The organism is Yersinia alsatica (assembly GCF_025133195.1).
GTDB classification, from domain to species: domain Bacteria; phylum Pseudomonadota; class Gammaproteobacteria; order Enterobacterales; family Enterobacteriaceae; genus Yersinia; species Yersinia alsatica.
Window position 1 is genome coordinate 4,718,088 of sequence record NZ_CP104006.1, and the last position, 22,113, is coordinate 4,740,200.

Consider the following 22,113-nt stretch of genomic DNA (forward strand, 5'->3'; position numbering starts at 1 on the left):
TTCAGTAAAATACATCGCTATTTCAGTTAAATTGATTCATTTAATTTTTTAATGCTAGTAGAGGTTTTACTATAGCGCCATTATTTGATAATAATTATCATAATCATTTCTGGTTATAAACTCAACGGCATATTAAAAATAAAACAGCATGTTATTGAGTGCATTGGTTTTATAAGAGAAATAAGTAATAAATAGTAGTTGGCGTTAAATGAATTAAAATTCCCACATAAAGTCGGTAGAAATAAAATATTGTCGAGTAGCTATAACGCAAAACGGGCCACAATAAATGTGGCCCGCTCCCAGTATTAATGAATTACATTAATACTCTGCAAATTAAAATAACCGCGTTTTAGCTTCAGCAATGGCCGATGCCACTTGCTGCGGCGAAACACCGCCTTTAGCGACCCGCTTATCCAGACAAGATTGCAATGCCAGAATCGGATACACATCATCATTGATGACCGCACTGAATTTCTGCAAATCACTCAGCGATAAAGCCTCTAATGCTTTGCCCTGACGAATAGCCTCAACAACCGCCTCACCCACAATATGGTGAGCTTCACGGAAAGGCACACCTTTAGCAACCAGATAGTCAGCCAACTCTGTCGCATTGGCATAACCTTGCTCAGCCGCTTCTTTACAGCGCGGGCGTTTTACTTGAATGCCATCCAGCACCAGCGCTGCCATATGCAGGCAATCAAGCCAGGTATCGAGTGCATCAAACAGCCCTTCTTTGTCTTCCTGCATGTCTTTGTTATAAGCCAGAGGCAAGCCTTTCAGCGTCATCATCATCCCAGTCAATGCGCCCTGTACCCGACCACATTTCCCACGGATTAATTCCAATGCATCTGGATTTTTCTTTTGCGGCATCAGGGAAGAGCCCGACGTAACGCGATCAGATAAGTCGACAAAAGCGGCTTCACCACTGTTGAAGAAGATCAAATCTTCGGCAAAGCGGGATAAATGCACCATGCCGATGCTGGCATTAGACAGCAATTCCAGTACATGGTCGCGGTCGGAAACACTATCCAGACTGTTACGTGTTGCCGAAGCAAAACCTAACCAGCCCGCCAGTTGTTCACGATCGATGGCATAAGCTGTTCCTGCCAGCGCACCACTGCCTAACGGACTGACATCCAAACGTTTTAGTGTGTCTTGCAGGCGGCTTTCATCGCGGGAAAGCATTTCAGCATAGGCCAGACACCAATGTGCGAAGGTGACAGGTTGTGCCCGTTGCAAGTGGGTATAGCCCGGCATGACAGCATCTTGGTTAGCTTCAGCAGTGATAACCAGCGCCTGCTGCAACTGCTGCACCGCGGTTTTCAATTCCGTTATCTGGAACTTACACCACAATTTCAGATCCGTTGCCACTTGGTCATTACGGCTACGCCCGGTATGCAGCTTTTTGCCTAAATCGCCCACTTTTTCAATCAGTTTGGTTTCAACCCAGCTGTGGATATCTTCCGCATCGCTGGCCAAAATAGCTTGTGGATCGGCCTGCACTTCTTCCAACAAAACAGAGAGTGCCTGCTCAAGTTGTTGCTGTTCTGACTCGGTCAAAACGCCAACTGTGACCAGTGCTTTCGACCAGGCAACAGAACCGATAATATCCTGTTCAGCCAGTCGGTAATCAAACCGCAGGGAATCATTAAACTGCTTAAAACGCTGATCTGCCGCCTGACTGAACCGTCCGCCCCACAATGCCATAATTTTGCTTCCCTAGATTGTGAATATACCCATCATCTTAAGGGATGATTGGCATTGAAATTGTGTTGATATAGAAAATCATAATATACCCAAAGTTGTTGGAGTTGCAGCAAAGCCGCAACTTCAAATACAGCGGGTATTAAGCCAGAATACGGGTGCCAATCGGCACGCCATTAAACAGGGCTGGCAGCTGATCGGCATGACGCCAACTGGCGATATCTACCGGACGACCTAATGAACGTGCCGCATCCAGCGCCGCATTCACTTTAACCACCATACCGTCAGTAATGATGCCCTGAGCAATTAATTGCTCGGCTTTTTGTGCCGTCATCTCCGCTATCCGTTGGCCCTTGCCATCCAGAATGCCACTGACATCTGACAGTAAAATCAAATCTGCGCCCAGCGTGGCAGCCAATGCTGTTGCGGCCTGATCCGCATTCACATTCATTAATTTGCCATCAATAGTGATACCAATAGAGCTGATGATTGGCATGTAATCCGCAGCCAGCAAGGTTTGCACCAAAGCCGGAGAACCCGGTAATGCTTTACCGACATGCCCCAGTTCGGCATCTAATGGCGTAACTTCTACAGTATTGCCATCGCCCAGACACAAACCGACAGCATTGATTTGGTGTTTTACCGCCCAAGCCAGCAGGGTTTTGTTAGCTGTACCGGCCAATGCACCGGTAATGATATCAATCTGATCGGCTGGGGTAACACGCAGGCCGTTTTTCTTCACTACCGGCAAAGCGAGTTTTTTCATCAAATCATCAACCAGGCAACCACCACCGTGCATAATCACCAGCGGGCGCTCATGTTTCTCACGATAGGTCACCAATGCAGTAAACAGGCGTTCCAGCGCTTCTTCGCTGTCCAGCAACACGCCACCTAATTTAATGACTAATGGGTTCATTATGTTTCGCCTCGATGTACCCGTCGTCTTTCAAGATGCAGGGTTGTTGGCTGCCATCATTCACTCAACTCATTGAGTTCATTCTGTTATCGCCTACCTGCAACTCGAAATCTATTGGGTATAATTAGATTATATTTCTGTATTTTCTGGTTCTGGCTCAGTGCTTCACCCTCTGGCCGCCTACAACAGCGACTGGGTTTCCGCAAAGCCAAAACGTATATTCATGCATTGGACAGCCTGTGCTGCCGCACCTTTCAGCAGGTTATCTTCTGTCGCGACAATAATTAAATGTTCGCCCTGTACAGAGAAACCAATATCACAGAAAGGTAAACCCACCACCGCTTTCAGTGCTGGCACGCCTTGCTGATATAACCGCACCAGTGGCTTATCCTGATATGCATTGTGGTAAGCCTCGGCGATATCTTGTGCTGTCACTCCGGCTTTCAAACGGCAGGTGATGGTCGCCAAAATGCCCCGGGCAAAATTCCCCAAATGCGGCGTAAAAATGACCGGGGTGCCAAGGTGAGCAACAATTTCCGGCTGATGACGATGATTAAACAAGCCGTACGGCTGCAAACTCACTTCACAGAAGCTGTTGCCGATACTGGCTTTACGTCCCGCGCCACTCACACCACTGACCGCGTTAATCACCGGCCATTGTGCTTCATTGAGCAAATCGCCATCGACCAATGGCTTAAGTGCCAGTTGTGATGCGGTTGGGTAGCAACCCGGTACGGCAATCAATTGCGCCTGTTTAATCTCTTCGGCCTGCCATTCAGCCAGCCCATAAACCGCTTTATCCAGCCAATCGGCATGTTGATGCTCGAAACCATAATATTGGCGGTAAAACGCTGTGTCCTGAACCCGGAATGCCCCCGAGAGATCAAACACCACGCAGCCTGCTGCCAGGAATTGTGGGGCTAAATCATGGCTAACTTCATGGGCAGTGGCGAGGAAGACAACATCAACACCTTTTGCCGCCTGAGCCACATCCACCAAGGGTTGCAGCGGAAGATCGATAATGCCTTTTAGTTGCGGATGCAGATCAGAAAGTAATTTTCCTGCATCTGCACTTTGCGCTGAAACCGTTAAACCGGTTATGTTCATATGTGGGTGACGATTCAGGTAAGCCGTAAGCTCCGCTCCGGCATAACCACTGGCACCAACAATCAGCGTATTCAACATGGGTTTAGTTTACCTTCTGACTAAATTGTATTTATGCGTTTAAAGACATAAATACTCAAAACCGTTATCCGGGTTCTCAGCAAGGTTTTACTGTTCCCCCACGTGATTGAGCATTGACATTTTCGTAAAATTAAGGGCGCTTTTGGGTTCCCTTACGCTCAAGCTTAATGTATTTTTATTCATAATTACTGCATGAATATTGATACTATCCTAACCAAAGGCTGTCAACAGTGAAGATGAAATTACCTCCATTTATTGAGCTGTATCGGGCATTAATCGCCATACCATCGATCAGCGCAACCGATAGTGCTCTCGACCAAAGTAATGAGTCGCTAATCAACTTGTTGGCCGGATGGTTTGCTGATCTGGGTTTTCGTGTCGAAATCCAGCCTGTACCTGATACTCGCCACAAATTTAATCTGCTCGCCTCTATTGGTGAAGGTCAGGGTGGATTGCTGCTGGCGGGCCATACCGATACCGTCCCCTATGATGAAGGGCGCTGGACGCGCGACCCATTCACCCTGACTGAGCATGGCAATAAGTTGTATGGTTTGGGTACCGCGGATATGAAAGGGTTTTTTGCCTTTATTCTGGATGCGGTACGCGATATTGATGCCAGTAAACTGAGTAAGCCGCTGTATATTCTGGCAACTGCCGATGAAGAGACCACCATGGCAGGCGCGCGTTATTTTGCCGCGTCTACCCAGTTGCGCCCCGACTTCGCCATTATTGGTGAGCCAACATCACTGCAACCGGTGCGGGCGCACAAAGGGCATATTTCCAACGCCATCCGTATTACCGGCCAATCTGGTCACTCCAGTGATCCCGCGCGTGGTGTGAATGCCATTGATTTGATGCATGAATCTATCACCCAGTTGATGAAACTGCGCACCACCCTGCAAGAGCGTTATAACAACCCGGCGTTTGCCATTCCTTATCCGACGATGAATTTCGGTCATATTAATGGCGGTGATGCCGCAAACCGTATCTGTGCTTGCTGTGAATTGCATATGGATATCCGCCCGCTGCCAGGCCTGACATTAAGTGATCTGGATGAGTTAATGACTGAAGCGTTGGCACCAGTGAGTGAGCGCTGGCCGGGCCGCTTGAGTATTGATGAGCTGCACCCGCCGATTCCAGGTTATGAGTGCCCAACCGATCACCATATGGTGGGCGTTATCGAGAAATTACTCGGTGAGCGCACCGCGGTGGTTAACTACTGCACCGAAGCGCCGTTTATCCAGCAAGTTTGCCCAACATTGGTATTGGGCCCAGGGTCTATCAATCAAGCCCATCAGCCGGATGAATTTATCGATATGGCCTTTATCGAGCCAACCCGCGAGCTAATTGGTCAGTTAGTTGATCATTTCTGTCAGCAGAAATAACCCTAATGGGGTAGTCGGATCAAAATTACCGATTAGCCAGACTGATAACCTGACCTCGGTAATTAAATTTCAACAATATCCCTAAAATTGATGTTTTTTTGCTAAAAATAGTGTCAATTGGGGTATGGAATTGAACGCGGCGAGTGGAAATGTCCATCTCAGCCTTTTGAGTGAAATTAATTTACAAAAAAAACCATAAAAGTTTATACCCAAAGTCATTGGCGTTGCAGATAGGCAGCAAGTGAACAAATCCCGATGAGCTGACACTGGTCAGTGATTCGGGTGAGTGAGCGCCGCTAACAACCCTGCGGCGTCAAGGGCGAAGGGGATATGGGTCAGGGGTCATATGAACGAACAATATTCCGCAATGCGAAGTAACGTCAGTATGCTCGGTAAACTACTCGGGGATACCATCAAGGAAGCGCTAGGCGAACACATTCTTGATCGGGTAGAAACCATCCGTAAATTATCTAAATCTTCGCGTGCTGGTAATGAAGCGAGCCGTCAGGAGCTACTGACGACGCTGCAAAATCTGTCCAACGACGAGCTGCTACCGGTAGCCCGTGCTTTTAGCCAATTCCTCAATCTGACGAATACGGCAGAGCAATACCACAGTATTTCGCCACACGGTGAAGCGGCAAGTAATCCGGAAGCTCTGGCCCAACTGTTCACCCGCTTAAAAGAGAAAAATTTGAGCGAAAAGGACATGCGCAGCGCGGTTGACGAATTATCCATTGAGCTGGTGTTGACCGCTCACCCAACCGAAATCACTCGCCGCACCCTGATCCACAAACTGGTTGAAGTGAATACTTGCCTGAGCCAACTGGATCACAACGATTTAGCCGATTACGAACGCAACAAGATCATGCGTCGTTTGCGTCAGTTAGTTGCACAATCATGGCATACCGACGAAATTCGTAAAATTCGCCCTTCCCCAGTCGATGAAGCTAAATGGGGCTTTGCGGTAGTTGAAAATAGTCTGTGGGAAGGTGTGCCCGCATTCCTGCGTGAGTTTAACGAGCAGTTGCAAAACTCCCTCGATTACCGCTTGCCTGTCGAGGCGGTGCCGATTCGTTTCACCTCATGGATGGGCGGCGACCGCGACGGTAACCCCAATGTCACCGCAGAGATCACTCGCCATGTGCTGTTACTGAGCCGCTGGAAAGCGACCGATTTGTTCCTGCGTGATATTCAAGTGCTGGTGTCCGAGCTTTCTATGTCGGAATGTACGCCGGAATTGCGTGAACTGGCCGGTGGCGAAGAGGTGCTTGAACCTTATCGCGAGCTGATGAAGCGCGTGCGCACCCAGTTGACCAATACTCAGGCCTATCTGGAAAGCCGTCTGAAAGGCGAGCGCGTATTGCCGCCAACTGACTTGCTGGTCAGCAATGATCAACTGTGGGACCCGCTCTATGCGTGCTATCAGTCCCTGAAAACCTGTGGCATGGAAATCATCGCCAACGGCCAATTGCTGGACACTCTGCGCCGCGTACGCTGTTTTGGTGTGCCATTGGTGCGTATCGATGTGCGTCAGGAAAGTACCCGTCATACCGATGCTATTGCTGAACTGACTCGCTATCTGGGCCTTGGCGATTATGAAAGCTGGTCTGAAGCAGATAAACAAGCCTTCCTGATCCGCGAGCTGAACTCCAAACGCCCATTGGTTCCACTGAAATGGGAACCTAGCGCCGACACGCAAGAAGTGCTGGAAACCTGCCGGGTTATCGCCGAAGCGCCACAAGGCTCTATCGCCGCTTATGTTATCTCCATGGCCAAAGTGCCGTCGGACGTGCTGGCGGTGCATTTGCTGCTGAAAGAAGCCGGTTGTCCATTCACTCTGCCCGTCGCGCCACTGTTCGAAACGCTTGATGACCTCAACAATGCCGACGACGTGATGACCCAGTTGCTGAGTATCGACTGGTATCGCGGCCTGATCCAAGGCAAGCAAATGGTGATGATTGGCTATTCTGACTCGGCGAAAGATGCCGGCGTGATGGCCGCCTCTTGGGCGCAATATCGCGCGCAGGATGCATTAATCAAAACCTGTGAGAAAGCCGGTATCTCCCTGACGCTGTTCCATGGCCGTGGCGGTTCGATTGGCCGCGGTGGAGCACCGGCGCACGCCGCTCTGCTCTCTCAGCCTCCGGGTAGCCTGAAAGGCGGCTTACGTGTTACTGAACAGGGCGAGATGATTCGCTTCAAGTTTGGCCTGCCGGAAGTCACTATCAGTAGCCTGGCGCTGTATGCCGGTGCCATTCTGGAAGCGAATTTGTTACCACCGCCAGAGCCGAAAAAAGAATGGGTTGAGGTGATGGATTTGCTGTCTGATGCATCCTGCGATATGTATCGCGGCTACGTGCGTGAGAATCCCGAGTTTGTTCCTTACTTCCGCGCGGCAACACCGGAGCTGGAGTTAGGTAAATTACCATTGGGTTCACGCCCGGCAAAACGCCGCCCAGACGGTGGCGTAGAGAGTCTGCGTGCCATCCCATGGATTTTCGCCTGGACGCAAAACCGTCTGATGCTACCCGCTTGGCTGGGTGCCGGTGCCGGTTTGCAGAAAGCGATCGATGCTGGTAAGAAAGAGGCATTAGCCACTATGTGCCGTGATTGGCCATTCTTCTCTACCCGCATTGGTATGCTGGAGATGGTATTCGCGAAAGCCGATTTATGGCTGGCTGAATATTACGATCAGCGCCTGGTGGATAAATCTTTGTGGCCGTTAGGCCAGCAATTACGTGACCAATTAGAAGCGGATATTAAAGTAGTGTTGGCCATTGCCAACGATGATCACTTAATGGCTGATTTGCCGTGGATTGCAGAGTCTATCGCGTTGCGTAACGTGTACACCGACCCATTAAACGTGTTGCAAGCCGAGCTGTTACACCGCTCGCGTCAGCAAGAACACCCAGATGCCCGTGTTGAGCAGGCTTTGATGGTGACGATTGCTGGTGTTGCCGCCGGGATGCGGAATACAGGTTAGAGGTGATACAAGGGGGGGAGGAAACTCCCCTTTTTCATGGGGTTAAGGTTTCAGTTGTTAGGGTAGATCGAGGGATTGGTTTGGTTGCTAAAACAGACCGAGTTATTGTTTCGGTTGTTAATCGCTCAGTGATCAACTTATCTCCACAACCTCAACCAAGTTAAGGCCCATAAGCGTGGGCCTTAACAATCCGCGCTTTTCGCGAGCATCCTTGCTTGCCCACTCACTCTCCCCTCCATCCTTGTCGGCAATATTCCTGATTGCACTTAACATCAAAGCCCAAAAACCAAGGTTTTGACCTTAATATTTAAAAGCACATTTGAGCAGCCGAGTGAAGAGTGTAGGCAAGGCAATCCGCCATGGACGGCGGATTGAGGCGTCACGCGGAGGGACCCGCGTAAAGCCGTCCGTCAGCCGAAACGATGAATTGAGGGCCACCCACGAAGTGGGCGAGCGATACGTGCGCAAGCGCGGGATTGTTAAGGGTGTGCGCTCACACACCCTTGACCGGTTGGGGCGGCGGAGATTAAGTGAGTCGTGAAGCTTTAACAACCGAACCCGATCACTAAATCCATGGAAGACAAAACCAACCTCATCCCCCTAAAAACTAAGGCCTCACCCCGAGGGTATGGCAAATCGCATAACTCAACTCTGCGCGGTTCAAGGTATAGAAATGGAAATCCTTCACCCCTTCACGGCTTAGAATCTTCACCATGTCCATCGCAACAGATGCCCCGACCATTTTGCGCGTCTCAGGGTCGTCATCCAGCCCTTCAAAAATGCTGGTCATCCAATTAGGCACTCGCACATTGGTCATGGTGGCAAAGCGCTGAAGCTGCTTAAAATTAGACACCGGTAAAATACCCGGGACAATCTCAACATCAATACCCGTCGCCACACAGCGGTCGCGAAAACGCAGGTAACTTTCCACATCAAAGAAGAACTGAGTGATAGCGCGGTTAGCACCAGCATCAATTTTACGTTTCAGGTTAATCAAGTCTGCCTGCGCGCTTTTGGCTTCAGGATGCACTTCCGGGTAAGCCGCAACAGAGATATCAAAATCCCCCACGTCTTTCAGCAAGGTCACCAAATCAGCAGCATACATTTCTGGTTTGCCACTGTTCGGGGGTAGGTCACCACGCAAAGCAACAATATGGCGAATACCGCTATTCCAGTAGTCAGTGGCGATATCACGTAACTGAGTCGGAGAAGCATCAACACAGGTCAGGTGCGGCGCAGCTTCAAGGCCGGTACGCTCTTTAATCCCTTTGATGATACTGTGAGTGCGGTCGCGCTCACCCGAGTTAGCGCCATAAGTTACTGAGACAAACTTCGGCTTCAGAGTGCTCAAACGGTCAATTGAGCTCCACAGAGTGTCTTCCATCTCGCTGGTACGCGGCGGGAAAAATTCAAAAGAAACATTAATCTGACCTTGCAGCTCTGCCAGACTTTGATTCAGCGCTTCCCGCTGGTTTGCGTGAAAAAAACTCATACCCTGTTACTCCATTGCCTATGATTGTCGCTTCGACGACTTATGTTATCTGTCACTGTCCAATTATGAGCGTCTATACGTTTAGACGTCTAAATAGAAAATGACCGAAGTTGGCGAAAGAGTCAACTTTTAAATAAGTTTAGAGCGATGATTAATCTTCACGCGCAATACGCGGAAAATTCATGTAGAGGATAACGGGATATTTTGCCTCCCCTACGTCAGGCAGAGGAGGCAAGTAACAGCAGATTACAGCAGTTGAGACAGACGGTTTAAATCCGACTGAATGGCTCCAGCGGTGACATCACGACCCGCCCCTGGGCCACGAATGACCAACGGATTATCGCGATACCAGCGGCTCTCAATGGCGAATACGTTATCGCAAGGTAGCAAGGAGGCCAATGGATGGTCAGCGCGAACCGCTTCAACGCCCACCCGCGCCTTACCATTGGCATCAAAGCGAGCGACGTAACGTAATACCAGCCCCATCTCATTCGCCGCTTCTAAGCGCTGAATCATTTGCTGATTCAATGCTTCACCATTTTCAAAGAATTGATCCACTGAGCCGACATCCGCACCCGCAGGTACCAATGACTCCACTCGGACTTGATTCGGTTCGATGTCATAACCGGCTTCACGGGCTAAGATAACCAGCTTGCGCATGACATCCTGACCCGAGAGATCCACGCGCGGATCGGGCTCCGTCAGACCTTGCTGCCAGGCTTGATCCACCAGCTCGGTAAAGGGCACCGTGCCGTCAAATTGCAGGAACAACCAAGACAGCGTCCCGGAGAAAATACCGCTAATGGCCAAGATGCTGTCGCCACTATCACGCAAGTCACGCACGGTGTGGTTCACCGGTAAACCGGCACCGACCGTGGCGTTATACAGCCAATGGCGACCGGTTTTGGCAAAAGCATCACGGATTTGGCGATAGTTATTGCTGCTTGAAGCACCGGCTAATTTATTGGCACTGATCACATGGAAGCCGTAACTGGCGAAATCCAGATATTGCTCGGCAAGTGACTCGCTGGCGGTGACGTCCAACACCACCAAATCATCAAACGGGTGCGCACGCATCCACAAGAACAGTGATTCTTCATCCTGCTCTTTGGCTTCATCATCATAAAATGCCAGTGTCCGGCTAGCATCCAGCCCGTCATAACTCAGCAGGCTACGACGGCTGTCGACAACCCCAGCTAGCACGAATTCGAAACCACTGCGGGCCGAAATATTTTTTTGCTCACGGGCAAACAGCTCCAGCCAACGAGCACCAATGTTACCTTTGCCAAACAGCATCAAACCAATGCGTTTTTCGGCGCGGAACAGCGACTGATGCAGCCCTTGAATCAAGTGCTCAGTCGGCCCAAGACGCAGCACGGCAACCATGCTGATACCGTCTTCCGCCTGCCAGATAAATTCAACCGGCTGATCTTTCAACTGTTGATAAAAACGGTGGCTGTGTAGCGGGTTTTTACTCACTCCTGCACCAACCAATGCTACCAGAGCCAACCCCTCACGCAGAGATAATTTCCCCGGCAGCGTGGCGTCTTCCAGCACTCTGAGCGCACTGTTAACCACTTCTGAGGTATAGCAAAGTTGCAATAGATTGCGGTCAGGATGGATACCGGTCGCCAGCGGTTTGATTTGCGCACGTTTGAGGAGCAAATCAATTTCTTTCTGTGCCAGCGAGAAATCGTGGTGGCTGGCAATCTGTAATTCGATCAGGCAAACATCATCATGGCTGGTGACAATCTTGGCACCAGACCCGGAGGCCAGTACCCGCTCAATGCGCGTTGAACCTTGCTCCGGCTGATAGCTACAGCGCAGTTGTAAATCAATATCGCTGCCTGAAACCGGCTGTAACGTGCGGGTATGCAGTACTGGGGCCGCCAGCCGGGCCAATTCACTGGCTTCATCCAGCCGCAGTAATGGCAGTAAACAGGCGTCTTTCACTTTACGTGGGTCAGCGCTATATACCCCAGCAACATCACTCCAGATGGTGACGCGCTCGACACCAGCCAGCGCACCAACTTGGGTCGCTGAGTAGTCACTGCCGTTGCGCCCCAACAACACGGTTTCACCGGTATTATTGCGCGAAATAAAGCCAGTCACCACTAAGCGCTGATGCGGGTGTTGTGCCATCAATTGCTGCAACAACGGGTAAGAGCGGCCTTCATCAATTTGTGGTTGCGCTGCACGTTCCGCGCGCAGGAAGCTGCGGGCATCAAGCCAGGCAGCATCCATATCCAGCTTGTTCAGTACCGCAGCCATCAAACGGGCCGACCAAATCTCGCCATGACCAACCACTTCGGCATAAATAGCATCGTCAACTTTGTTATCCAGCAGACCGGCCAGGCGCTCCAAATCATGGATAAATTCGCTGATCAGCGGCTCGGCTATTTCTGGTGACAATAAGCCACTAATCAAGTCGTGTTGATAACGACGCAAATTTTGCTGCACCTGATGGGCAGAAAGACGGTCACTTTGACTCAGTTTCAACCAACTAATCAGCTGGTTAGTTGTACTACCTGCCGCAGACACCACCATGAGATCGCCGGGGTGACTGTAGTTAGCCATAATATTGGCCACCCGCAGGTAACACTTCACATCTGCAAGGCTACTACCACCAAATTTATGCAGCTGACGACCAGTAACCGCTGCTGCTACCGCTGTTGCATTCATGCTTACCTCGTTCCCGCCAACTGGAAGGCATTTTCCAAATCGGCAATCAAATCTTCGCTGTCTTCAATACCCACGGAAATACGCAATAAGCTATCAGTAATGCCTGCGGCAATACGCGCTTCTGCTGCCATGCCGGCATGGGTCATGGTCGCTGCATGGGATATCAGACTTTCGACACCGCCCAAAGACTCTGCCAGAGTAAATAACTCAAGGGCTGAGAGGAAACGGCGCAGTAGCTGCTCATCACCATCGATCTCAAAACTGAGCATCGCACCAAAACCTGATTGCTGACGGCAAGCAATTTCGTGGCCGGGATGTTGTGGCAGGGAAGGATGATACAGCTTTTTCACTAAAGGCTGCTGCTGTAAATAGCGAACAATGTCATCCGCATTACGCTGCTGTTGAGCCATACGTGGCGATAAAGTGCGTAAACCACGTAATAACAAATAGCTATCAAATGCCGCGCCAGTCACACCGATATTATTCGCCCACCACGCCAGCTCAACGGCTAACTCAGGATCTTTGGCAATTACCGCGCCGGCAACCACATCAGAATGCCCATTGAGATATTTGGTACAGGAATGCACGACCAGATCCGCACCTAAAGAGAGAGGCTGCTGCAACGCGGGGCTGAGGAAAGTATTATCACAGACGGTCAGAGCGCCGACAGCATGAGCAGCTTTACAGATTGCCGCGATATCGACCACCCGCAACAGTGGGTTACTGGGAGTTTCAATTAACACCAGCTTGGGTTTTTCAGCCAATGCCTGGCTCAAGGCGACTTCATCGCCTTGGTCAACAAACAACACCCGATAAGCACCGCGCTTACTGAGGCTATCGAATAAACGGTAGCTGCCGCCGTAGCAGTCGTGCGGAGCAACCAGCAGGTCACCCGGCTTAAGAAATGTGGTGCAAACCAAATGAATCGCCGACATCCCACTGCTGGTCATTACCGCACCAGCGCCCCCCTCCAGTTCAGCCAGCGCGCGCTGCACCACATCACGCGTCGGATTACCGCGACGTGAATAGTCATGGGCGCGTGGCTGATTAAAGTCGATAAAATTATAGGTACTGGAGAGGTGAATCGGGGGGACAACGCAGCCGTATTGCTCGTCATCGTTTAACCCGCTACGGACTGCTATTGTTGCCTGTTTACGCGTCATATGGATTACCACCAGCCGGGATCGAGAAAATGTTACGCCAGAGTAGACGCACAAATTACGGACGTCAATACATCTGGACATCTAAACTTCTTTGCGTATAGATTGAGCAATTGAATAATAACCGCTAAAATTATATGAGTTTTAGCTATCTCAATGATGTCAGTCAGGTTTCGGTGGGGTTTTGTTTAACCACAGAAAATGGCTTAGACCCAATAGATTTCAAGTTGCAGGTAGGAAACAACAGAATAAACTCAAGGAGTTGAGGTAACTCAATGACTTGAGTGAATGAGGGCAAGCAACCCCCTGCAGCTTGAAAAATGACGGGGATAGAAAGGCAATAGCTATCAATAAATAGTAAAAAGGGTTATTTCAGTGACCTTAGTCTAGTAAAATTGACATTTATTTAGTGAGAACAGCGAAGATCGGGCATAATTGGCCGGTTTTCAGAATTTTGTATTTTTCCGACAAATTTAAGGTGTCCCATGGCTGAGTGGAACGGCGAGTATGTCAGCCCTTACGCTGAACACGGTAAGAAAAGCGAACAGGTCAAAAAAATTACGGTATCCATTCCGCTGAAGGTTTTAAAAATCCTCACCGATGAACGGACCCGTCGTCAGGTCAACAACCTGCGACACGCCACCAACAGTGAATTGTTGTGTGAGGCTTTTCTGCATGCATTTACCGGTCAGCCGCTGCCGAACGACGAAGATCTGCGTAAAGAGCGCAGTGATGAAATCCCGGAAGCCGCGAAGATTTTAATGCGTGAGTTGGGTGTTGATCCCGATACCTGGGAATATTGATAAATACAGTTTTAACATGATACTCATCACTCCACTGATTCGCTTTAATTGTATTTTTAATCGTAAAGTGGAGTGAAATTAATGCCTTTTCCCGTGGGAAGTGGTTTTCTTACCGCTGAAATAAGCGGCTTACAGATCAACAATATGTGGAGTGAGGATGTCCTTCCTCATCTTAGTCTGTGGGAAAAAATCAAAGATTTTTTCTTTTCCACTCATCAAGAAGAAGCACTACAACTCTTATTTGATCTCTATCACCCTTCGCCAAATACTACCCCACAAAGAGTTAAAGAGATTTGGGAACAATTAAGACAGTTAGCCTCACCGGGTTATGAGAGCTGTTTTGGTTGTACCGATTCTAATCCCAATCCCAATCATTTCACCATTAATGGTACAAATTTATCGCTGCAAATAGGTACTGATGGCTACGAAGTCACTAATGATTTTACTCTAGCTCTAAAGTACAAATACCAACCTAGCGATTAAGTGCCCTATAGTCAGTTGGATCGTGCCAATCTCGCGACACTGACTATCATCTTTTGCTAACAATAAAAAAGGCGCCTAAGGCGCCTTTTTCGTCTGACGGGCAATAATTACTTCTTAGCACCCGGCACGCTGAAACGCTTGTTGAAGCGGTCAACACGGCCACCGGTAGCAACATCACGCTGCTTGCCAGTGTAGAACGGGTGGCATTCGCCGCACACGTCCAGATTCAGGTCATGACCAACAGTTGAGTTGATCTTGATAACGTTACCGCAAGAGCAAGAAGCAGTAACTTGTTCGTATTTAGGGTGGATACCTTGTTTCATGGAAAACCTCTATATTTAGGCCGTGTCGCTATCCAGCCCTGTTCCGCCAGACACCACACGATTGATAAATAATTAATTTTATTGATAACTAACTATCGCTGGTAAAATAAGCAACGGCTGTTAACAGAGTTTGATATCGAATTATATCAAAGGCGGCGAATCATACAGAATTTGACCAAACCGCGCAATCGAATCCGCACATTTTGCAGTACGCAGTGTAAACTATCCAATCTTTTTTTATTCAAGCCCATTTCTTTATTCAGGATAACAACACATGTTGGTTGTTCAAGTGGCATTACCCGTACCGCTGAGCCGCACCTTTGATTACCGTTTAGACAGCGCCATGGCCTGCCCGGTAGTGGGTGCTCGCGTCAGTGTGCCATTTGGTAAACGCAAAGCCATCGGGATTGTCGTGGGGATCAGTGATACCAGCGCATTCCCCCTTGAACAACTCAAAACTGTTGATGCCGTTTTAGATAGTCACAGCTTATTTTCACCCAGCCTGTGGCGCATTCTGTGTTGGGCTACCGAGTATTATCACTATCCCATCGGCGAAGTGCTGTTCCATGCCCTGCCCATTTTACTGCGCCAAGGGAAACCTGCGCAATTGGCCCCTTTGTGGCAATGGTTCGTCACTGAGCAGGGGCGGGCCACACCGCCAGAAAGCTTAAAACGCGCACCAAAACAGCAGCAAGCTCTTGCCGCATTATTACAAAAACCAGTCTATCGCCATCAAGTGAATGAGATGGCATTAACCGAAAGCGCATTGCAAGCATTGCGCAGTAAAGGGCTGATTGACCTGCGAGCACAGGAAGTGGCGACCACCGACTGGCGCATTGGCTTCTCGGTGTTAGGTGAGCGTCTGCGACTCAATACCGAGCAGGCCACCGCCGTTGGAGCCATCCGCAGTGAAGATGACCAGTTTGCCGCCTGGTTACTGGCGGGAGTCACTGGTTCCGGTAAAACCGAAGTCTATCTCAGCGTATTGGAAAATATTCTGGCTCAAGGGCGTCAAGCCTTGGTTTTGGTGCCTGAAATTGGCCTGACACCACAGACTATTGCCCGTTTTCGCGAACGGTTCAGTGCGCCGGTTGAAGTGCTCCATTCCGGCTTAAACGACAGCGAGCGTTTATCAGTCTGGCTACGGGCGCGTAATGGCGAGGCCGCCATCATCATTGGCACCCGCTCCGCTCTGTTTACGCCGTTTTCCCGGCTGGGGGTCATTATTATTGATGAAGAGCATGATAGCTCTTATAAGCAGCAGGAAGGCTGGCGTTACCATGCCAGGGATTTAGCCGTATTCCGCGCCCGTGAAGAAAATATTCCTATCGTGATGGGCACGGCGACGCCCGCACTGGAAACATTGCATAACGTGCAAATGGGGAAATATCGCCAGTTAACCCTGTCAAAACGCGCGGGAAATGCCAAACCGGCGGCGCAGCACTTGTTGGATCTAAAAGGCTTACCGCTAAAAGTCGGGCTTTCTCAGCCGCTGCTAAAACGCATGAAAACCCATTTGCAGGCTGACAACCAGGTGATTTTATTCCTCAACCGCCGAGGTTATGCGCCAGCCCTGTTGTGTCATGAATGTGGCTGGATTGCTGAATGCCAGCGCTGTGATCACTATTACACGCTCCATCAGAATCATCGCCAGTTGCGCTGCCACCATTGCGACAGTCAGCGACCGGTACCGCAACAATGCCCGAAATGTGGCTCCACGCATCTGGTCTCGGTGGGTGTTGGTACCGAACAGTTAGAAAATGAACTTGCCCCGCTGTTCCCTGATACTCCGATCACCCGCATCGACCGTGATACCACCAGCCGCAAAGGCTCACTGGAGCAGCACCTTGCGGATGTTCATCAGGGGGGGGCGCGCATCTTGATTGGTACCCAGATGCTGGCAAAAGGTCATCACTTCCCTGATGTCACACTGGTGGCATTATTGGATGTTGACGGCGCACTGTTCTCGGCAGATTTCCGCTCAGCGGAGCGTTTTGCTCAACTTTATACCCAAGTGTCTGGCCGTGCAGGGCGTGCAGGTAAGCAAGGAGAAGTGATTTTACAAACTCATCATCCTGAGCATCCGCTGCTGCAAATTCTGCTACAGCAGGGCTACGATGCCTTTGCCAAGCAAGCATTGGCTGAGCGTAAAAGTGTATTTTTACCGCCTTATACCAGCCATATCATCGTGCGCAGTGAAGACCACGATAACCAGCAATCGGCGCTGTTCCTGCAACAATTACGTAATTTGCTGGAGGCCAGCCCGCTGAAAGATGATGCATTATGGATTATGGGGCCGGTTCCAGCCTTGCAAGCTAAACGCGGTGGTCGCTTTCGCTGGCAATTATTGTTGCAGCATCCTTCTCGGCAATTACTGCAACGGCTGATTAAAACTTCTCAGCCACTTATCAATACATTGCCGCAAGCGCGAAAAGTTAAGTGGACGTTAGATGTCGATCCAATCGACAGCTAAATACCCGGCTTACTTGAAGTTGTTACTGCGGTTATTGACGTAATTTATTGTTTGATTTGCCACTCAAAGCAATCGTTTACCCTGCTTTGTGCGAGCCAGTTCGAAAAAACCTACTTATGTCACACTTTTAATGCAAATTAGGTAACAAATTGCCCTCACTATCTGTATAGAATGACGGAAAGTCTGTTTTTAACCGAAACCACACTGCCATGAAAGGATATGAGCGCGCTTACCGGACATACCGGTTTACGTGTGACAACCCGTTAATATCCTGAGCCATTGGCCACGGGATATCTCAAGCATTAGTGCTGGCTCGGAGCCAGAGCAAGGAGAAGGGCGTTGGAACATAAGAAAGAATTCACGATGGCCACCATGAAAGACGTTGCCGAGATGGCCGGTGTTTCTACTGCGACGGTATCGCGCGCATTGATGAACCCTGAAAAAGTTTCAACAGTGACCCGGCAAAAAGTGGAGCAAGCGGTTCTGGCTGTGGGTTACTCTCCTCATGCTTTATCTCGCAATATCAAACGTAACGAATCGCGCACTATTCTGGTTATCGTCCCGGATATCAGTGACCCATTCTTTGCCGATATCATTCAGGGCATTGAACATGCTGCCGCCCAGCAAGGTTATCTGATATTAATTGGCGATTGTGCCCAACAAACGCAGCAAGAGCGTACCTTCGTTAATTTGATTATCACTAAGCAAATTGATGGCATGTTGCTGTTGGGCTCTAACTTGCCCTTTGATGCCAGCAAAGAAGAACAGCGCAATTTACCGCCGATGGTCATGGCAAATGAGTTTGCTCCCGAACTGGAACTGCCAACAGTACATATCGATAATCTAACCGCCGCCTTTGATGCCGTGCATTATCTGCATGAATTAGGACACAAACGTATCGCCTGTATTGCCGGGCCAGAGAGTATGCCGCTATGTCATTATCGGCTACAGGGCTATATTCAGGCGCTGCGTCGCAATGGTATTACCGTCGACAGCGACTATATTATGCGCGGGGATTTTAGCTACGAAGCCGGTGCTGAAACTTTTGCCGCACTGATGGAGCTCCCTCATCCACCGACAGCAATATTTTGTCACAATGATGTGATGGCGATAGGTGCGATGTGGCAAGCGAAGAGAATGGGGCTACGTGTCCCGCAAGATGTCTCGGTGGTCGGCTTTGATGACCTAAAATTGTCACAGTATTGCGATCCCCCCTTGACCACGGTGGCACAACCACGTTATCAAATTGGTCAGCAAGCCATGTTACTATTACTTGAGCAGTTACAAGGGCATTCAGTACAAAGTGGCTCCCGCTTGTTAGACACCGAATTAATCGTCAGGGAAAGTACTGCTGCGCCTAAACGCTAGGCAAATATTCAGGGGTTCAGTAACATGACGGACTTATTCCATCATCACGACGCAGCGAAACGATAGTGGCACAAAGAGATTATGTAAGCCGAGGGCGCTCAGGAGCGCGGCGCAAAAGCACCAGCCGAAAAAAACGCAGTGCTCCAGCAGTATCCAAAACCGTGATGGCACTGGCCGTCGCGCTATTAGTGGTATTTGTTGGTGGCCTTTATTTCATCACCCACAATAAGCCGGGTGAGCTTCCGTTACTGCCTAGCCATGACCCACGCACGGGTAACGGGTTACCGCCTAAACCGGAAGAGCGCTGGCGTTATATTAAAGAGTTGGAAAATCGTCAAATTGGTGTGCCGACTCCAACAGAGCCGTCTGCCGGTGGTGAAGTGAATTCCAAGACGCAGCTGACCAACGAGCAGCGCCAATTGCTTGAGCAGATGCAGGCGGATATGCGCCAGCAGCCGACGCAATTATCAGAAGTGCCGTATAACCAAGGGATGCAGGTGCCGCGCTCGGCCGTGACCATCAAACCGCCGGTCACTGATATGCAGCAGCAGCCACTAACGCCACCGCGTCAAACAACCGCGCCGGTACAGCAGCAAGCACCACAGACACAAGTGCAGCAACAGGCTCCGACACCACCGCGTACGCAGCAGTCTACTGCTCCGGTAACTCCGGCCGTAACACCGCCGAAACCGGAAAAAGAGAAAGAAAAAGCGCAACGTTGGATGGTGCAATGTGGTTCATTCAAAGCCGTTGATCAGGCCGAGTCTATTCGCGCTCAATTGGCATTTGAAGGTATTGAAAGCCGCGTAACTGCCGGTGGCGGCTGGAATCGCGTGGTACTCGGCCCTTACAGTACCAAGGCTGCCGCAGATAAAGCCTTACAGCGTTTGAAAGGCGCTGGTCAATCAGGATGCATTCCCCTCGCTGTGGGGGGTTGAAAAGTAGTAATCCTCCCCCATTTATAATCTCAATATACCTCATACTGTTTTTCTGAAAGACAGTATGGGGACTCATTCAGTCTGCAACGAGGGTCCGCTCGTGACAACAATTGTAAGTGTACGCCGTAATGGTCATGTCGTTATCGGTGGTGATGGCCAGGTCACTCTGGGTAATACCGTAATGAAAGGTAATGCCAAAAAAGTACGTCGCCTTTATAACAATAAAGTCATTGCTGGCTTTGCTGGCGGTACGGCTGATGCCTTTACGCTGTTTGAGCTGTTTGAGCGCAAACTGGAGATGCACCAGGGCCATCTGACCAAAGCTGCCGTCGAGTTAGCCAAAGATTGGCGAACTGACCGCATGCTACGCAAGCTTGAGGCACTGTTAGCTGTGGCTGACGAAACTGCCTCTCTTATCATCACCGGTAATGGTGATGTGGTGCAGCCTGAAGATGATTTGATTGCTATCGGTTCTGGCGGGCCTTACGCCCAATCTGCGGCGCGTGCACTGCTAGAAAATACCGAGCTGGGTGCCCGAGATATCGTTGAGAAATCTCTGAGCATTGCGGGGGATATTTGTATCTATACCAACCGCTTCCAAACCATTGAAGAATTAACGTACTAAACGTTATTAACATACAAAGCGTAAGGATAGAGTGACATGTCTGAAATGACCCCACGCGAAATCGTCAGCGAACTTGATAGCTACATCATCGGTCAGGATAAAGCTAAACGTGCAGTGGCAATTGCCCTGCGTAACCGCTGGCGTCGGATGCAGCTTAACGAAGAGCTGCGTCATGAAGTTACCCCGAAAAACATTCTGATGATCGGTCCAACCGGTGTGGGTAAAACTGAAATTGCCCGCCGCTTGGCTAAACTGGCTAATGCACCGTTCATCAAAGTTGAAGCTACCAAGTTCACCGAAGTTGGCTATGTTGGTAAAGAAGTGGATTCTATTATCCGCGATCTGACCGATGCAGCGGTGAAAATGGTTCGCCATCAATCAATTGAAAAAATGCGGTATCGGGCTGAAGAATTAGCTGAAGAGCGCATTCTGGATGTGCTGATCCCGCCGGCCAAGAATAACTGGGGCCAGCCAGATGAAACTCAAGAGCCATCCGCTACCCGTCAGGCTTTCCGCAAGAAACTGCGCGAAGGTCAACTGGATGACAAAGAGATTGAAATCGATCTGGCTGCCGCACCAGTAGGTGTTGAAATCATGGCACCTCCGGGCATGGAAGAGATGACTAACCAGTTGCAATCCATGTTCCAGAATATTGCTGGTCAGAAGCAAAAACCGCGTAAAATCAAAATCAAAGATGCATTCAAACTGCTGATTGAGGAAGAAGGCGCGAAGCTGGTTAATCCTGAAGAGCTGAAACAGCAGGCGATTGATGCGGTTGAGCAACACGGGATCGTGTTCATCGATGAAATTGATAAAATCTGTAAACGCGGCCAGACTTCAGGTCCGGATGTGTCCCGCGAAGGGGTACAGCGCGACTTGCTGCCACTGGTAGAAGGGTGCACGGTATCAACCAAACACGGCATGGTAAAAACTGACCATATCCTGTTTATTGCTTCCGGCGCATTCCAGGTCTCTAGCCCGTCAGACCTTATCCCGGAACTGCAAGGCCGCTTGCCAATCCGGGTAGAATTACAGGCGCTGACTACCGATGATTTCGAGCGCATTCTGACTGAGCCGAGTGCCTCACTGACCGAGCAGTACAAAGCATTGATGGCGACTGAAGGGGTGACCGTTGAGTTCTCCCGCGAAGGTATCCGTAAAATCGCGGAAGCGGCATGGCAGGTTAACGAGCGTACCGAAAACATTGGTGCTCGCCGCTTGCACACCGTACTGGAACGTCTGATGGAAGATATCTCTTATGACGCCAGCGAAAGTAATGGTCAATCCATTACTATTGATGCTGAATATGTTGGTAAGCATCTGGACGAGTTGGTAGCAGATGAAGATCTGAGTCGTTTTATCCTATAATTCGCTTTATAAGCCTATGCTGGATAAAATGGTTCGCCAAAATAATATTGAGTGGGAGGCATCGCCTCCCACTGTTATTTTTATCGTATGATTTTTGTAACTCGCCGATAATGGGCGAACCAGACTCCTAAGACCCAAAGTCATTGGAGTTGCGGGTAGGCAGCCACTGATGAGCTAGCCCCCTGCGGCTTCAAGAACTAAGGGTATATAATAAAATGAAGCGGA

At 49.8% G+C, this 22,113-nt stretch carries 16 protein-coding genes; 9 read left to right on the forward strand and 7 right to left on the reverse strand.

Annotated features, from left to right (window positions below):
• Nucleotides 1–333: 333 nt before the first annotated feature.
• The 3 genes from argH to argC form a co-directional block, all read right to left on the reverse strand.
• Nucleotides 334–1,707: an argininosuccinate lyase gene (gene argH / locus N0H69_RS21335; RefSeq protein ID WP_050123941.1), complete on the reverse strand. Its 1,374-nt coding sequence runs from the start codon at nt 1,705–1,707 to the stop codon at nt 334–336.
• Between the two features lie 139 nt (nt 1,708–1,846).
• Nucleotides 1,847–2,620, reverse strand: a complete 774-nt coding sequence (gene argB / locus N0H69_RS21340; RefSeq protein ID WP_050111271.1) for an acetylglutamate kinase — start codon at nt 2,618–2,620, stop codon at nt 1,847–1,849.
• 180 nt (nt 2,621–2,800) lie between these two features.
• Entirely contained in the window at nt 2,801–3,805 is a 1,005-nt protein-coding gene (gene argC / locus N0H69_RS21345) for an N-acetyl-gamma-glutamyl-phosphate reductase (RefSeq protein WP_050110455.1), read from the reverse strand.
• Nucleotides 3,806–4,041: 236 nt separating this feature from the next.
• Between argC and argE the strand changes: the two genes are divergently transcribed.
• Both argE and ppc read left to right on the forward strand, forming a co-directional pair.
• The gene (gene argE / locus N0H69_RS21350) at nt 4,042–5,190 is read left to right on the forward strand and encodes an acetylornithine deacetylase (RefSeq protein ID WP_050152119.1); all 1,149 of its coding nucleotides are present in this window, start codon (nt 4,042–4,044) and stop codon (nt 5,188–5,190) included.
• Between the two features lie 346 nt (nt 5,191–5,536).
• Nucleotides 5,537–8,173 (forward strand): phosphoenolpyruvate carboxylase, encoded by a 2,637-nt coding sequence (gene ppc / locus N0H69_RS21355; RefSeq protein ID WP_050110453.1) that lies wholly within the window; start codon nt 5,537–5,539, stop codon nt 8,171–8,173.
• A 607-nt stretch (nt 8,174–8,780) separates the two neighbouring features.
• Here ppc and metF read toward each other — a convergent pair.
• From metF to metB, 3 genes are all read right to left on the reverse strand, one after another.
• On the reverse strand, nt 8,781–9,665 hold the full coding sequence (gene metF, locus N0H69_RS21360) for a methylenetetrahydrofolate reductase (RefSeq protein ID WP_050110452.1): 885 nt from the start codon (nt 9,663–9,665) through the stop codon (nt 8,781–8,783).
• 246 nt (nt 9,666–9,911) lie between these two features.
• Entirely contained in the window at nt 9,912–12,347 is a 2,436-nt protein-coding gene (locus tag N0H69_RS21365) for a bifunctional aspartate kinase/homoserine dehydrogenase II (protein ID WP_050110451.1), read from the reverse strand.
• Nucleotides 12,348–12,349: 2 nt separating this feature from the next.
• On the reverse strand, nt 12,350–13,510 hold the full coding sequence (gene metB / locus N0H69_RS21370) for a cystathionine gamma-synthase (protein WP_050135759.1): 1,161 nt from the start codon (nt 13,508–13,510) through the stop codon (nt 12,350–12,352).
• Nucleotides 13,511–13,992: 482 nt separating this feature from the next.
• Here metB and metJ point away from each other — a divergent pair, with 482 nt between their 5' ends.
• Together metJ and N0H69_RS21380 are read left to right on the forward strand one after the other, a co-directional pair.
• Nucleotides 13,993–14,310 carry a met regulon transcriptional regulator MetJ gene (gene metJ / locus N0H69_RS21375; protein WP_004392248.1) on the forward strand — a complete coding sequence of 106 codons (318 nt, stop codon included), beginning with the start codon at nt 13,993–13,995 and terminating at the stop codon, nt 14,308–14,310.
• An 81-nt stretch (nt 14,311–14,391) separates the two neighbouring features.
• The gene (locus N0H69_RS21380) at nt 14,392–14,793 is read left to right on the forward strand and encodes an SGNH/GDSL hydrolase family protein (protein WP_050123945.1); all 402 of its coding nucleotides are present in this window, start codon (nt 14,392–14,394) and stop codon (nt 14,791–14,793) included.
• Between the two features lie 107 nt (nt 14,794–14,900).
• On the opposite strand, the gene rpmE is transcribed toward N0H69_RS21380, so the two are convergent.
• Nucleotides 14,901–15,116 (reverse strand): 50S ribosomal protein L31, encoded by a 216-nt coding sequence (gene rpmE / locus N0H69_RS21385; RefSeq protein ID WP_050110448.1) that lies wholly within the window; start codon nt 15,114–15,116, stop codon nt 14,901–14,903.
• A 274-nt stretch (nt 15,117–15,390) separates the two neighbouring features.
• On the opposite strand from rpmE, the gene priA reads away from it, so the two are divergent.
• The 5 genes from priA (at nt 15,391) to hslU (ending at nt 21,888) form a co-directional block, all read left to right on the forward strand.
• Nucleotides 15,391–17,589: a primosomal protein N' gene (gene priA, locus N0H69_RS21390; protein ID WP_050110447.1), complete on the forward strand. Its 2,199-nt coding sequence runs from the start codon at nt 15,391–15,393 to the stop codon at nt 17,587–17,589.
• 339 nt (nt 17,590–17,928) lie between these two features.
• Nucleotides 17,929–18,957, forward strand: coding sequence for a DNA-binding transcriptional regulator CytR (gene cytR, locus N0H69_RS21395; RefSeq protein ID WP_050123946.1), 1,029 nt, complete (start codon nt 17,929–17,931; stop codon nt 18,955–18,957).
• A gap of 65 nt (nt 18,958–19,022) precedes the next feature.
• A complete protein-coding gene (gene ftsN / locus N0H69_RS21400) occupies nt 19,023–19,895 on the forward strand; it encodes a cell division protein FtsN (protein ID WP_050110445.1) in 873 nt (290 codons plus the stop codon).
• A 100-nt stretch (nt 19,896–19,995) separates the two neighbouring features.
• Complete coding sequence (gene hslV, locus N0H69_RS21405; RefSeq protein ID WP_004714422.1) at nt 19,996–20,520, forward strand: ATP-dependent protease subunit HslV; 525 nt, start codon at nt 19,996–19,998, stop codon at nt 20,518–20,520.
• A gap of 36 nt (nt 20,521–20,556) precedes the next feature.
• Complete coding sequence (hslU, locus tag N0H69_RS21410) at nt 20,557–21,888, forward strand: ATP-dependent protease ATPase subunit HslU (protein ID WP_004710539.1); 1,332 nt, start codon at nt 20,557–20,559, stop codon at nt 21,886–21,888.
• Nucleotides 21,889–22,113 lie beyond the last annotated feature (225 nt).